At 70.8% G+C, this 13369-nt stretch carries 12 protein-coding genes; 5 read left to right on the top strand and 7 right to left on the bottom strand.

All coding sequences use genetic code 11. The features are described from left to right. Positions 1-100: 100 nt before the first annotated feature. The 4 genes from AC3EUV_RS37370 to AC3EUV_RS37355 all read right to left on the bottom strand — a co-directional run bounded on the left by AC3EUV_RS37370 (position 101) and on the right by AC3EUV_RS37355 (position 4453). Positions 101-1216 carry a GuaB3 family IMP dehydrogenase-related protein gene (locus AC3EUV_RS37370; RefSeq protein WP_435604829.1) on the bottom strand — a complete coding sequence of 372 codons (1116 nt, stop codon included), beginning with the start codon at positions 1214-1216 and terminating at the stop codon, positions 101-103. 124 nt (positions 1217-1340) lie between these two features. Further along, a complete protein-coding gene (gene guaB, locus AC3EUV_RS37365) occupies positions 1341-2843 on the bottom strand; it encodes an IMP dehydrogenase (RefSeq protein WP_432142991.1) in 1503 nt (500 codons plus the stop codon). A gap of 139 nt (positions 2844-2982) precedes the next feature. Beyond that, positions 2983-3558, bottom strand: coding sequence for a sigma-70 family RNA polymerase sigma factor (locus AC3EUV_RS37360; protein ID WP_018090849.1), 576 nt, complete (start codon positions 3556-3558; stop codon positions 2983-2985). Between the two features lie 283 nt (positions 3559-3841). Next, the gene (locus tag AC3EUV_RS37355) at positions 3842-4453 is read right to left on the bottom strand and encodes a response regulator transcription factor (RefSeq protein WP_003948568.1); all 612 of its coding nucleotides are present in this window, start codon (positions 4451-4453) and stop codon (positions 3842-3844) included. Positions 4454-4833: 380 nt separating this feature from the next. Between AC3EUV_RS37355 and AC3EUV_RS37350 the strand changes: the two genes are divergently transcribed. Further along, positions 4834-5166, top strand: a complete 333-nt coding sequence (locus AC3EUV_RS37350) for a WhiB family transcriptional regulator (protein WP_042155964.1) — start codon at positions 4834-4836, stop codon at positions 5164-5166. 68 nt (positions 5167-5234) lie between these two features. Here the strand turns inward: AC3EUV_RS37350 and AC3EUV_RS37345 are convergent, their stop codons facing one another. Next, positions 5235-6146 (bottom strand): LysR family transcriptional regulator, encoded by a 912-nt coding sequence (locus AC3EUV_RS37345; protein WP_432142990.1) that lies wholly within the window; start codon positions 6144-6146, stop codon positions 5235-5237. 169 nt (positions 6147-6315) lie between these two features. Here AC3EUV_RS37345 and AC3EUV_RS37340 point away from each other — a divergent pair, with 169 nt between their 5' ends. From AC3EUV_RS37340 to AC3EUV_RS37330, 3 genes are all read left to right on the top strand, one after another. Next, positions 6316-6981, top strand: coding sequence for an MOSC domain-containing protein (locus tag AC3EUV_RS37340; RefSeq protein WP_435604828.1), 666 nt, complete (start codon positions 6316-6318; stop codon positions 6979-6981). A 133-nt stretch (positions 6982-7114) separates the two neighbouring features. Further along, on the top strand, positions 7115-7888 hold the full coding sequence (locus AC3EUV_RS37335; RefSeq protein ID WP_435604827.1) for an SDR family NAD(P)-dependent oxidoreductase: 774 nt from the start codon (positions 7115-7117) through the stop codon (positions 7886-7888). A 218-nt stretch (positions 7889-8106) separates the two neighbouring features. Further along, the gene (locus AC3EUV_RS37330; protein ID WP_435604826.1) at positions 8107-9165 is read left to right on the top strand and encodes a hydroxyacid dehydrogenase; all 1059 of its coding nucleotides are present in this window, start codon (positions 8107-8109) and stop codon (positions 9163-9165) included. 159 nt (positions 9166-9324) lie between these two features. On the opposite strand, the gene groL is transcribed toward AC3EUV_RS37330, so the two are convergent. Both groL and groES read right to left on the bottom strand, forming a co-directional pair. Then, the gene (gene groL, locus AC3EUV_RS37325; RefSeq protein WP_085925718.1) at positions 9325-10947 is read right to left on the bottom strand and encodes a chaperonin GroEL; all 1623 of its coding nucleotides are present in this window, start codon (positions 10945-10947) and stop codon (positions 9325-9327) included. 135 nt (positions 10948-11082) lie between these two features. After that, entirely contained in the window at positions 11083-11391 is a 309-nt protein-coding gene (gene groES / locus AC3EUV_RS37320; protein ID WP_018090856.1) for a co-chaperone GroES, read from the bottom strand. Positions 11392-11897: 506 nt separating this feature from the next. Between groES and AC3EUV_RS37315 the strand changes: the two genes are divergently transcribed. Next, positions 11898-13250, top strand: coding sequence for an FtsW/RodA/SpoVE family cell cycle protein (locus AC3EUV_RS37315; RefSeq protein WP_432143110.1), 1353 nt, complete (start codon positions 11898-11900; stop codon positions 13248-13250). The last annotated feature ends 119 nt before the right edge of the window (positions 13251-13369 follow it).

Raw genomic sequence — 13369 nt, 5'->3', positions numbered from 1 at the left:
ACCCACCACAAACCCGGGGCCCCTCCCCAAACCCCACCCCTCCCGCCGACAGGCGAAAAAACAGAAGAGGTACGGCGGGGTCACCCGACAACGTGGGAATTCAGCGCCGAGGCGCGACCGTCACCTCAACCCGCTGGAATTCCTTCAGCTCCGAGTACCCGGTCGTCGCCATCGCCCGGCGCAACGCACCGAAGAAGTTCATCGAGCCGTCGGGGGTCGTGGACGGCCCGAGCAGCACCTCCTCCGTCGTGCCGACCGCACCAAGGTCCATCCGCTTGCCGCGCGGCACGTCCTCGTGCACCGCCTCCATGCCCCAGTGGTGGCCACGGCCCGGCGCGTCCGTGGCGCGGGCCAGCGGGGAGCCCATCATCACGGCGTCGGCGCCGCAGGCGATCGCCTTCGGGAGGTCACCGGACCAGCCCACCCCGCCGTCGGCGATGACGTGGACATAGCGGCCGCCGGACTCGTCCATGTAGTCGCGGCGCGCGGCGGCGACATCGGCGATCGCGGTCGCCATCGGGACCTGGATGCCGAGGACGTTCCGCGTGGTGTGCGCGGCGCCGCCGCCGAAGCCCACCAGCACACCCGCCGCGCCCGTACGCATCAGGTGCAGCGCCGCGGTGTACGTGGCGCAGCCGCCGACGATGACCGGGACATCCAGCTCGTAGATGAACTGCTTGAGGTTCAGCGGCTCGGCCGCCGAGGAGACATGCTCGGCCGAGACGGTGGTGCCGCGGATCACGAAGATGTCCACGCCCGCGTCGACGACGGCCTTGGAGAACTGCGCCGTACGCTGCGGCGACAGCGCGGCGGCGGTGACCACGCCGGCGTCCCGCACCTCCTTGATGCGCTGCCCGATCAGCTCTTCCTTGATCGGCGCGGCGTAGATCTCCTGGAGCCGCTTGGTGGCCGTGGCGCCGTCCAGCTCCGCGATCTCGGCGAGCAGCGGCTCCGGGTCCTCGTACCGAGTCCACAGACCCTCCAGGTTGAGGACGCCCAGGCCGCCCAGCTCACCGATGCGGATCGCGGTCTGCGGCGAGACCACCGAGTCCATGGGAGCGGCCAGGAACGGCAGCTCGAAGCGGTAGGCGTCGATCTGCCAGGCGATCGAGACCTCCTTCGGGTCGCGGGTGCGGCGACTGGGTACGACGGCGATGTCGTCGAACGCGTATGCCCGGCGGCCGCGCTTGCCGCGCCCGATCTCGATCTCAGTCACGTGTGTGGCCTTTCCTCTACGTCTGCGGTTCCAGTATCCCCGACACGCCGGAGCCCGCGGCCGGGGTGCGGCCGCGGGCATCGGTGCTCGGTGCTGTCATCCGGTCGCCGTCGACCGGGGACGCTCAGCGACGAGAGTAGTTGGGCGCCTCGGTGACCATCTGGACGTCGTGCGGGTGGCTCTCCTTGAGACCGGCCGCGGTGATCCGGACGAAGCGGCCCTTCTCCTTGAGCTCGGGGATGTCGGCGGAGCCGACGTAGCCCATGGAGGCGCGCAGACCGCCGATCAGCTGGTGGGCGACCGAGGCGAGCGGGCCGCGGTAGGGCACCTGGCCCTCGATGCCCTCGGGCACCAGCTTGTCCTCGGAGAGCACGTTGTCCTGGAAGTAGCGGTCCTTGGAGAAGGAGCGGGCCTGGCCGCGGGACTGCATCGCGCCCAGCGACCCCATGCCGCGGTACGACTTGAACTGCTTGCCGTTGATGAAGACCATCTCGCCGGGCGACTCCTCGCAGCCGGCCAGCAGCGAGCCCAGCATGACGGTGTCCGCACCGGCCGCGATGGCCTTGGCGATGTCACCGGAGAACTGGAGCCCGCCGTCACCGATCAGCGGCACGCCCGCGGCGTTCGCGGCCTGCGCGGCCTCGTAGATCGCGGTGACCTGCGGGACGCCGACACCGGCGACGACGCGGGTGGTGCAAATGGAGCCGGGGCCGACACCGACCTTGATGCCGTCGGCGCCCGCGTCGATCAGCGCCTGGGCGCCGTCGCGGGTGGCGACATTGCCGCCGACGACATCGACGCTGATGTTGGACTTGACCTTGGCGATCATGTCGAGGATGCCGCGGCTGTGGCCGTGCGCGCTGTCGACGACGAGGAAGTCGGCACCGGCCTCGACCAGCGCCTGCGCCCGCTCGTACGCCTCGCCGCCGACGCCCACCGCGGCACCGACGACCAGCCGGCCCTCGGCGTCCTTGGCGGCGTTCGGGTACTTCTCCGCCTTGACGAAGTCCTTGACGGTGATCAGGCCCTTGAGCACACCCGCGTCGTCGACCAGCGGCAGCTTCTCGATCTTGTGGCGGCGCAGCAGCTCGATGGCGTCCTCGCCGGAGATGCCGACCTTGCCGGTGACCAGCGGCATCGGGGTCATGACCTCGCGGACCTGACGGCTGCGGTCCATCTCGAAGGCCATGTCGCGGTTGGTCACGATGCCCAGCAGCTTGCCCGCGGCGTCCGTCACCGGCACACCGCTGATGCGGAACTTGGCACACAGCGCGTCGGCATCGGCGAGCGAGGCGTCCGGGCGGACCGTGATCGGGTCGGTGACCATGCCGGACTCGGAGCGCTTGACCAGGTCGACCTGGTTGGCCTGGTCCTCGATGGACAGATTGCGGTGGAGCACGCCCGCGCCGCCCTGCCGCGCCATCGCGATGGCCATCCGCGCCTCGGTGACCTTGTCCATCGCCGCGGACAGCAGCGGGATGTTCACCGTGACGTTGCGCGAGACCCGGGATGCGGTGCTCACCGCGTTCGGCAGCACCTCCGACGCACCCGGCAGCAGCAGCACGTCGTCGTATGTCAGCCCGAGCATGGCGAATTTGGCGGGCATACCGTCGACGTTGTCACTCATGACACCTTCCCCAATGCTCTTGCCTCAGCGCGGACTCCCATGCTAACGGCCTAATGGGGTGGCCCATTCCACGAGCGATGAGGGCCTCGTCACTTGTGCTTTTCTACGGCGACATCCGGCCGTTTCCGACCGGGAACCGCTACTGCTCGGCCAGCGCCCGCAGCCTGCTCAGCGCACGGTGCTGGGCCACCCGCACCGCGCCGGGAGACATCCCCAGCATCTGCCCGGTCTCCTCGGCCGTCAGCCCGACGGCGACCCGCAGCAGCACCAGCTCACGCTGGTTCTCCGGAAGATTCGCCAGCAGCTTCTTGGCCCACTCGGCGTCGCTGCTCAGCAGCGCCCGCTCCTCGGGGCCGAGGGAGTCGTCCGGCTGCTCGGGCATCTCGTCGGACGGCACGGCCGTGCTGCCCGGATGCCGCATGGCGGCCCGCTGGAGATCGGCGACCTTGTGGCCGGCGATCGCGAAGACGAATGCCTCGAAAGGCTTGCCGGTGTCGCGGTAGCGCGGCAGCGCACAGAGCACCGCGACACATACTTCCTGCGCCAGATCCTCGACGAAGTGCCGGGCATCACCCGGCAGCCGCGACAGCCGGGTACGGCAGTAGCGCAGGGCGAGGGGGTGCACATGGGCCAGAAGATCGTGGGTGGCCCGCTGGTCCCCCTCTACGGCGCGTGCGACGAGATCGCCGATTTCCTGCTTCCCGTCATCGCGCATCGGACCATGGTGCCTTGGCGCCGCGCGATCCGCGGCATCAGGTCCGCACTTGTGCACTGAAGCGTTATGAGCGGCAGGTGCGCCGGCTGATGTCATGTCCTGCGCCCTCCCCTCGTGCCCGACCGACCCGTCCCCGAGGAACTCCATACCCCCAAGGATGCGGCACCGCGCGGCGAATCGGACCGCGGTCGTACGCCGACGGTCGCGGGGCGCTCTGCCGCCCCGCCCGCCACACGGCGGGCGGGGATCTGCACTCCCCCGCATCGCTGCACGTCACAACGCCTTAGCGGACCAGTCCCCAGCGGAAGCCCAGGGCCACCGCATGCGCCCGGTCCGAGGCGCCGAGTTTCTTGAAAAGGCGCCGGGCATGGGTCTTGACCGTGTCCTCCGAGAGGAACAGCTCACGGCCGATCTCGGCGTTGGAGCGGCCGTGACTCATGCCCTCCAGCACCTGGATCTCGCGCGCGGTGAGCGTCGGCGCGGCACCCATCTCGGCCGACCGCAGCCGGCGCGGGGCGAGCCGCCACGTCGGATCCGCGAGCGCCTGGGTCACCGTCGCCCGCAGCTCGGCGCGCGAGGCGTCCTTGTGCAGATAGCCGCGGGCACCGGCGGCGACCGCGAGCGCGACCCCGTCCAGATCCTCGGCCACCGTGAGCATGATGATCCGGGCGCCCGGGTCCGCCGACAGCAGCCGTCGCACGGTCTCGACACCGCCGAGACCGGGCATCCGTACGTCCATCAAAATCAGATCCGAACGATCGGCACCCCAGCGGCGGAGGACTTCCTCGCCGTTGGCCGCGGTCGTCACGCGCTCGACGCCGGGCACGGTCGCAACCGCCCGACGGAGCGCCTCTCGGGCAAGCGGGGAGTCGTCGCAGACGAGGACGGATGTCATGACCGCCCTCCGCAGCTGATGCGCGTCACCTTGAGCCTCCAGGCTGGTACGTATCGTCACCTGAGCGATTGACGGCCCTCGGACATTTGCCCGGGGTCTACCTCTGCCAACCGCCTCCGCACTCTCAACGACGGTCACTCGAAAGAGTTACGGCTTCGGCGACCGAGTTCAGCACGCTCCGTGAGGAGCCGGATACGCAGACGACTCAATGGGCGACCGGCATCCGCGCGTGCACCCTATGCCCTATTTGGCTCTCTTTCTTCCATTTTCGTGGTGACTATGACTAGATTCGCAATGAGTCATATTTACATCTACTTCGACAGTAGATGTACCGTCGTGAGCACCGAGCCCGAATCAGCATCGCTTCGAGGGGACAAGCAATGGCAGATTTCTCCCGCCTCCCGGGCCCGAACGCAGACCTCTGGGACTGGCAGCTGCTGGCCGCCTGCCGTGGCGTGGACAGCTCGCTGTTCTTCCATCCCGAAGGTGAGCGCGGAGCGGCCCGCAGCGCGCGTGAGACATCGGCGAAGGAGGTCTGTATGCGCTGCCCGGTACGGGCCGAGTGCGCGGCGCATGCACTGGCCGTTCGTGAGCCCTACGGGGTGTGGGGCGGGCTGACGGAGGACGAGCGCGAGGAACTCATGGGCCGGGCCCGGCACCGGCTGGTCCCCGCCTCTTCCATGACCGGCCACCCGGGCGCCTCCGGCGCCTGACACCCCGGGAGCGGACCGCTCCTGAAGAAACGTTCCTGCACGGCGGCCGACCCAGCGCCCCCGCGCCGTCAGCGCCCCGCGGCGTCCACCAGCTTGTCGAGCGTGGCCTCGACGGCGGGGACCTGCGCCAGATCCGGCAGGGTGAGCGCGACGATCTCGCGGTGCACGGCAGGCTCCAGACGGACCGCCGTCGCCCCCTTGGGACGCACCGACGCGAGGGTGAGCTCCGGCAGCGCGGCGACTCCCAGACCGGCCCCGACCAGGCCGATGACCGCCGGATAGTCGTCCGTCGCGAAGTCGATCCGCGGGGTGAAGCCCGCGCTCTCACAGACCTCCACGAGATGCCTGCGGCAGCGGGGACAGCCCGCGATCCACGGTTCGTCGGCCAGCTCGGCGAAGCGCGCGACGCCCTCCTTCGCCAGCCGGTGACCGGCCGGCACCAGCCCGACCAGCCGGTCCGCCAGGATCGGGCGCACCACCAGGTCGTCCCACTCCGCACCGGCCGCCGGGTCCGCGCCGCGCACCTCGGGGTAGCGGAAGGCCAGCGCGATCTCGCAGTCCCCGTTGCGCAGCATCTCGATCGAGCGCGGCGGCTCGGCCTCGACCAGCGAGACCCGGGTGCCCGGATGCGCGGCCCGCATCGTCGCCAGGGCCGTCGGCACCAGCGTCGAGCTGCCGGAGGGGAACGACACCAGCCGCACCCGTCCTGCGCGCAGGCCCGCGATGGCGGCGATCTCCTCCTCGGCGGCGGTGAGCCCGGCCAGGATGCCGACGGCGTGCCGTACGAGCGCGTCACCCGCCTGGGTCAGCCGCATCTCGCGGCCCGCGCGGACCAGCAGCGGGGTGCCGGCGGACTGCTCCAGCGCCTTCATCTGCTGGCTGACGGCCGGCTGGGTACAGCCCAGTTCGCGCGCGGCGGCGGAGAACGAGCCGGTCCTGGCGACGGCGCGCAGCACACGGAGGTGACGGGCCTCGATCATCTTTCGAGCATAAGCGCCGCTTGGATCGATCGGGAAAAATTGCGTCATTGCTTTTGGGGAACACGGCCACGGGAGAGCCCTTAGCGTGAGCGAGGGCGCGCATGAGCTGGGACGACGCCGGCGGAGCCGGTCCCCGAGCGCGTGGTACGACCGAGCAACGGAGCACGGAATGAAGCTGCTGAGCGTGAATGTGGGGCGGCCCACCCCGTCCCGGCACACCGACGCCGAGGGCGGTACGGGCATCGACAAGCGGCCCGTGGACGGCCCGGTGGCGGTCGCCGCCCCCGGTCCCAAGGGCGTCGGCGGCAGTGGGCTGGACGGTGACGCGGTGGTCGATCTGCGGCATCACGGCGGCGACGACCAGGCCGTGTACGCCTACGCCCGGGAGGATCTGGACGACTGGCAGCGGGAGCTGGGCCGCGAGCTGGCCAACGGGGCGTTCGGCGAGAACTTCACCACGTCGGGCGTCGAGGTCACCGGCGCCCGTATCGGCGAGCGCTGGCGGGTGGGGCCGCGGCTGCTGCTGGAGGTGAGCGGTCCGCGGATTCCCTGCCGCACGTTCCAGGGGTGGCTCGGGGAGCGGGGCTGGCTGCGGCGGTTCACCCAGGCCGCGGTGCCCGGTGCGTATCTGCGGGTGATCGAGCCGGGCGAGATCCGCGCCGGGGACGCCGTCGAGGTGGTGCACCGGCCGGATCACGAGGTGACGATCGAGATGGTGTTCCGGGCCCTGACGACCCGGCGGGAGCTGCTGCCGCGGCTGCTGGAGGCGGGTACGGCGCTGCCGGAGGAGGCGCGGCACAAGGCGCGGAAGTATGCGGAGCGGGCGGCGGGTTGAGCGGGCCCGCCGGGCGCGGGGCGGCGGGGCCCGGAGCGGGCGGCGGAGGATCTGCCTCCGGTGGGCCGTGGGGCGGCCGCGTCACCGGGGGTTGGGGCTCGGGCGCCGTGCCCGGGGCGGATAGCGTGCCCGTATGACGACTGCATTGATCACGGGAGCGACGGCGGGCATCGGGGCGGCGTTCGCCCGGCGGCTCGCGAGTGACGGCCACAGCGTGGTGCTGGTGGCCCGCGACGAGAAGCGACTGCGCGAGCAGGCCACCGAGTTGCACGACCGGCACGGCATCGAGGCGGAGGTGCTGAGCGCCGATCTCGCCACCGAGGAGGGCATCGCCGCCGTCGAGGCCCGGCTCTCGGACGCCAAACACCCGGTGGACCTGCTGGTGAACAACGCCGGTTTCGGCAACAAGGGCGAGTACCTCGAGGTCTCGATGGCCGATGAGCTGACGATGCTCAAGGTGCACTGTGAGGCGGTACTGCGGCTGACCACGGCCGGGGTGCGCGGGATGCGGGACCGGCGGCGCGGCGCGGTGGTCAATGTGGCGTCGGTGGCGGCGTTCGTCCCGCGGGGCACCTACGGCGCGAGCAAGGCCTGGGTCGTGCAGTTCACCCAGGGGGCGGCGCGCGATCTGGCGGGCAGCGGCGTGCGGTTGATGGCGCTGTGCCCGGGGTTCGTACGGACCGAGTTCCACGAGCGGGCCGGGATGGGGACGGACAACATCCCCGGGTGGATGTGGCTGGACGCGGACAAGCTGGTCGATGCCGCGATGAAGGACCTGACGCGGGGGAAGTCGCTGTCCATTCCGGATCCGCGGTACAAGGCGCTGATGGGCGCGGTGAAGCTGGCGCCCCGTGGCGTGCTGGGGGGACTGACGTCCCGTACCGGCCGTAAATACGGGCCCCGCTGACGCCGGGTCAGCCGGCCCGTTGCCGGGGGCGGCGGCGGGGTGGTGCCATGGCCGTGGCGCGCGGGGCGGGGCGGTGGGGTGCGAGGACAGGGCACCCACGGGCCCGTCCCCCGCGGGACGGCACAGGACGCACAGTGACGCGAACCGGCCGGCGACGCGCGACGCGGGACGAGCGGGGCGCGACGACGGGCGACCGCGAAGGAGGTCCGTTCAGCACTATGCACCCCACCTCTGACAGTCTCCCGGGACCTGCGGAAACGCCACCGGTCCGGCCCGGCGTCCTGCTCTCGATGGGGCCGGGCGTCGCCGGCCGGCTGCTCGGCGCCCGCCACCACACCCGGCTCGCGGCCCTGGCCCGTACGGACCCGCACCTGGTCGCCCACGAGCTGGCCGACCCCACCCCCGAGGTCGCCGCCGCCCTCGCCGGCGCCGAGGTGCTGCTCACCTGCTGGGGCGCGCCACCGCTGACCGACCGGGTGCTGGCCGCGGCCCCCCGGCTGCGGGCCGTCGTGCACGCCGCCGGATCGGTCAAGCACCACCTCACCGACGCCTGCTGGGACCGCGGTATCGCCGTCAGTTCGGCCGCCGCCGCCAACGCCCTCCCGGTCGCCGAATACACCCTCGCCGCGATCCTCTTCGCCAACAAGCGCGTCCTGCACGCCGCCCACCGCTATCGCGGCCTGCGCGCGCCGCACGACTGGCCGGACGAACTCGCCGGGGCCGGCAACTACCGCCGCACCGTCGGCGTCATCGGCGCCTCCCGTATCGGCCGCCGAGTCATCGAGCTGCTGCGCCCGTTCGACCTGCGCGTCCTGCTGTACGACCCGCATGTGGACGCCGCCGAGGCCACCCGGCTCGGCGCGGCCGCCGTTCCGCTCGACGCGCTCTGCGCCGACAGCGACCTCGTCACCGTGCACGCCCCGCAGCTGCCCGCCACCCGCCATCTGCTCGGCGCCCGGCAGCTGGCCCTGATGCCGGACGGCGCGACCCTGATCAACACCGCCCGCGGCTCGCTGGTCGACGAGGCGGCCCTGCTGCCCGAACTGGTCACCGGCCGGCTGTACGCGGTCCTCGACGTCACCGAGCCCGAACTCCCGCGCCCCGGTTCGCCGTTGTACGACCTGCCGAACGTGCTGCTGACCCCGCATGTGGCGGGCTCACTGGGCACCGAGCTCCACCGCCTGGCCGACCACGCCCTCGACGAACTCGAACGCTACGGCCGGGGCCGCCCGTTCCTCACCCCCGTACGCCGCGAGGAGCTGCACCACTCGGCGTGAACCGGGCCCGGCCGGCGGGGAGTCCGGCGCCCGGCAGGGGCCCCGCCCGCGCCCCGGAAACCCTGAGACCCGGCCCCCGCCAAGCGGGAACCGGGTCTCGGGTGAAGCGGTCCGACATCAGCCGAGGTGACGGCTCACGTCAGTGCGCGGCGACTGGCGTCAGTGCGCGTGGCCGTGACCGTGACCGGCCTCCGGCTCCTCCTCGGCGGGCTTCTCGACGACCAGGGTCTCGGTCGTCAGCAGCAGCGAGGCGATCGACGCGGCGTTCTCCAGGGCGGAGCGGGTGACCTTGACCGGGTCGATGACGCCGGCCTTGACCAGGTCGCCGTACTCGCCGGTGGCGGCGTTGAAGCCGTTGCCCTTGTCCTGCTCGGCGACCTTCGCGGTGATGACGTAGCCCTCGAGACCGGCGTTCTCCGCGATCCAGCGCAGCGGCTCGACGACGGCGCGGCGGACGACGGCGACACCGGTGGCCTCGTCGCCCTCCTTGCCGAGGGAGCCCTCCAGCACCTTGGCGGCGTGGACCAGCGCGGAGCCACCACCGGAGACGATGCCCTCCTCGACCGCGGCGCGGGTCGCGGAGATGGCGTCCTCCAGACGGTGCTTCTTCTCCTTGAGCTCGACCTCGGTGGCCGCACCCACGCGGATGACGCAGACGCCACCGGCGAGCTTGGCGAGGCGCTCCTGGAGCTTCTCGCGGTCCCAGTCCGAGTCGGTGGACTCGATCTCGGCCTTGATCTGGGCCACCCGGCCGGTGACGTCCTCGGACTTGCCCCCACCGTCGACGATGGTGGTGTCGTCCTTGGTGACGGTCACCCGGCGGGCGGTGCCGAGCACGTCCAGACCGGCCTGGTCGAGCTTGAGGCCGACCTCCTCGGCGATGACGGTGGCACCGGTGAGGGTGGCCATGTCGCCGAGCATCGCCTTGCGGCGGTCACCGAAGCCGGGGGCCTTGACGGCCACGGCGTTGAAGGTGCCACGGATCTTGTTCACGACCAGGGTCGACAGGGCCTCGCCCTCGACGTCCTCGGCGATGATCAGCAGCGGCTTGGAGGCACCGGCCTGGATGACCTTCTCCAGCAGCGGCAGCAGGTCCTGGATCGAGGAGATCTTGCCCTGGTGGATCAGGATGTACGGGTCCTCGAGGACGGCCTCCATCCGCTCCTGGTCGGTGACCATGTACGGCGAGAGGTAGCCCTTGTCGAAGGCCATGCCCTCGGTGAAGTCCAGCTCCAGACCGAAGGTGTTGGACTCCTCGACGGTGATGACACCGTCCTTGCCGACCTTGTCCATCGCCTCGGCGATGAGCTCGCCGACCTGCTTGTCCTGCGCGGACAGACCGGCCACGGCAGCGATGTCGGACTTGTCGTCGATCGGACGGGCGGTGGCGAGAAGCTCGTCGGAGACGGCCTTGACGGCGGCGTCGATGCCCTTCTTCAGGGCGGCGGGGGAGGCGCCGGCGGCGACGTTGCGCAGACCCTCGCGGACCAGCGCCTGGGCCAGCACGGTGGCGGTGGTGGTGCCGTCACCCGCGATGTCGTTGGTCTTGGTCGCCACCTCCTTGACGAGCTGGGCGCCGAGGTTCTCGTACGGGTCGTCGACCTCGACCTCACGGGCGATGGTGACACCGTCGTTGGTGATGGTCGGCGCGCCGAACTTCTTGTCGATGACGACGTTGCGGCCCTTGGGGCCGATGGTCACCTTGACGGTGTCGGCAAGCTTGTTGACGCCGCGCTCAAGGGCGCGACGGGCGTCCTCGTCGAACTTCAGGATCTTCGCCATGGGTTGCTTCAAGTCCTCTCATTGCGATCCTCGGCCACGACGTGGGGACCGCTGTCGCTCAAACGAACTGCGCCCCTGCCCCGGGTTGTTTAGACGCGGGAACCAGGGGCGCAGATCACGGCAAAACTGGGTGACTTACTTCTCGACGATCGCGAGCACGTCGCGAGCCGAGAGAACGAGGTAGTCCTCGTTGTTGTACTTCACCTCGGTGCCGCCGTACTTGCTGTAGAGCACGACGTCGCCGACCTTCACGTCGAGCTCGACGCGCTTGCCGTCCTCGACCCGGCCCGGGCCCACGGCCAGGACGACGCCCTCCTGGGGCTTCTCCTTGGCGGTGTCCGGAATGACCAGGCCCGAAGCCGTGGTCTGCTCGGCGTCGAGCGGCTGGACCACGATGCGGTCCTCAAGCGGCTTGATGGCAACCTTGGAGCTGGTGGTCGTCACGATCCGACCTCCCCCTTCGGAGATCTCACGGGGTTAACTGTCTGAGGTGGCGACCAGGTGGATCCGTCGTCGCGGGTGCCGGACCTGCCCGTCGCTGTGTCTGGCACTCCCCACTGGAGAGTGCCAACGCCGAGACTATGACGCGGTTAGCACTCGGTCAAGCGGAGTGCCAGCGCGGCGGGCAGCTCTTCCCGCGACGCAGGTTGACCGGCCGTGCGCGGCCCCGTTTCCCCGGCCGGCCCGCCTTCGGCGATCATGGCCATCTACAGCGGGGGCGGGGCGGGTGACGAGGCAGGCAGCTTCCCGCCAAATCGGACATGCCTTCCCCTTCCCTCGCAACCACGCCCTCGGCTGCCTCGTCTCCTTCCTCGATTGCCTGGCGGACGAACCGGGCCCCGTACCCGGCCGGCCGGCGGCCTCGACAAGATGGCGGAGGACAAGCCGTGCGTGCACCGACCAGAGTTCCCCGGAAGGCCCGGGTGCCGGAGCGGGATGTCGAGCGCACCATGACGTTCGCCGCGCTCGCCCAGGCCCCGGACCGGCGGAGAACCGAGGCCCGGCTGCTCGCCCTCGTCGTCCTGATCACGGTCTTCGGCTACACCTACACCGGCCTGTCGATGGGCGCCCTGCGCCCCGGCGGACTGGCGCTCTTCACCGCCGGCATGCTGTTCATGACGCTGGTCCCGCATCTGGTCCTGCGCCGCTACGCGCCCCGCGCCGATCCGCTGATCCTGCCGCTGGCCACCCTGCTGACCGGGATCGGCCTGGTGCTGCTGCACCGCCTGGACCTCACCTACGCACAGTCGCCCCGGCTGAAAACGGCCCAGGCGGCCAACGGCCAGCTGCTGTGGACGGTGATCGGGGTGGTGGTCTGCCTCGCCATCCTGCTGATGCTGCGCGATCACCGCATCCTCCAGCGCTACATCTATCTGACGATGGTGATCGCGCTGGTGCTGCTGATGGCCCCGGCCTTCTTCGGCGCCGACATGTACGGCGCCAAGCGCTGGATCCTGCTGGGGCCGCTGTCGTTGCAGCCCGGCGAGTTCGTGAAGATCATGATCTCGGTGTTCTTCGCGGGCTATCTCACCGTCAACCGCGACGCCCTGGCGCTGGCCGGCCGCCGCGTCATGGGCATCCAGCTCCCCCCGGGGCGTCAGCTCGCGCCGATCTTCACGATCTGGGCGATCAGCCTGCTGGTGCTGATCTTCGAACGGGACCTGGGCACCTCGCTGATCTTCTTCGGCGTCTTCGTGATCATGCTCTACATGGCCACCGACCGCACCAGTTGGGTGGTGTGCGGCCTGCTGATGGCCACGGTCGGCGCGGCCGTCGTCGGCTCCCTCGAACCGCATGTCCACGGCCGGGTCACCGCCTGGCTCGACCCGATGCGCGCCTTCACCAAGGCGGGCCAGGCGGAGCACATGTCCGACCAGCTCGCCCAGGCCCTGCTCAGCTTCGGCAGCGGCGGCATCAGCGGCAGCGGCCTCGGCCAGGGCCACCCCGAGCAGATCGGCTTCGCCGGCAACAGCGACTTCATCCTCACCACCGTCGGCGAGGAGCTGGGCCTGGCCGGAGTGATGGCCGTGATCATGCTCTACGTACTCCTGGCCCAGCGCGGCCTCCGGGTCGCCCTGAGCGCCCGCGACCCCTTCGGCAAACTCCTCGCGGCCGGCCTCTCCGGCGCACTCCTCCTCCAGGTCTTCGTCGTCTCCGGCGGCGTCACCGGCCTCATCCCCCTCACGGGCAAGGCCCTCCCCTTCCTCGCCAAGGGGGGCTCCTCGTTGGTCGCCAATTGGGTCATGGTCGCGCTGTTACTCCGCATCAGCGATCACGCGCAGCGGCGGCGTGAGCCGGTCTAATTTCTTCCCACGTTTTCGGCTGTCCCGCCGTGTTGGTTGCTCGCCGTCTGTTGCCCGCTTGCGCGGTGCACCCGCCGTTGCGCCTGCGGCGGGCCGGTCCGCTGCGCGGGGCTGTCGGG

The organism is Streptomyces sp. bgisy130 (genome assembly GCF_057708345.1).
This window is presented reverse-complemented; position numbering and strand designations above follow the sequence as displayed.

What these genes read in the sequence shown, in the direction of transcription:
- AC3EUV_RS37340 (WP_435604828.1), top strand. Translation starts at nt 6,316, where the DNA reads ATGAAGCTGCTGAGCGTGAATGTGGGGCGGCCCACCCCGTCCCGGCAC.
- groL (WP_085925718.1), bottom strand. Translation starts at nt 10,947, where the DNA reads ATGGCGAAGATCCTGAAGTTCGACGAGGACGCCCGTCGCGCCCTTGAG.
- AC3EUV_RS37360 (WP_018090849.1), bottom strand. Translation starts at nt 3,558, where the DNA reads ATGCGCGATGACGGGAAGCAGGAAATCGGCGATCTCGTCGCACGCGCC.
- AC3EUV_RS37350 (WP_042155964.1), top strand. Translation starts at nt 4,834, where the DNA reads ATGGCAGATTTCTCCCGCCTCCCGGGCCCGAACGCAGACCTCTGGGAC.
- AC3EUV_RS37330 (WP_435604826.1), top strand. Translation starts at nt 8,107, where the DNA reads ATGCACCCCACCTCTGACAGTCTCCCGGGACCTGCGGAAACGCCACCG.
- AC3EUV_RS37335 (WP_435604827.1), top strand. Translation starts at nt 7,115, where the DNA reads ATGACGACTGCATTGATCACGGGAGCGACGGCGGGCATCGGGGCGGCG.
- AC3EUV_RS37345 (WP_432142990.1), bottom strand. Translation starts at nt 6,146, where the DNA reads ATGATCGAGGCCCGTCACCTCCGTGTGCTGCGCGCCGTCGCCAGGACC.
- AC3EUV_RS37315 (WP_432143110.1), top strand. Translation starts at nt 11,898, where the DNA reads ATGACGTTCGCCGCGCTCGCCCAGGCCCCGGACCGGCGGAGAACCGAG.
- guaB (WP_432142991.1), bottom strand. Translation starts at nt 2,843, where the DNA reads ATGAGTGACAACGTCGACGGTATGCCCGCCAAATTCGCCATGCTCGGG.
- AC3EUV_RS37355 (WP_003948568.1), bottom strand. Translation starts at nt 4,453, where the DNA reads ATGACATCCGTCCTCGTCTGCGACGACTCCCCGCTTGCCCGAGAGGCG.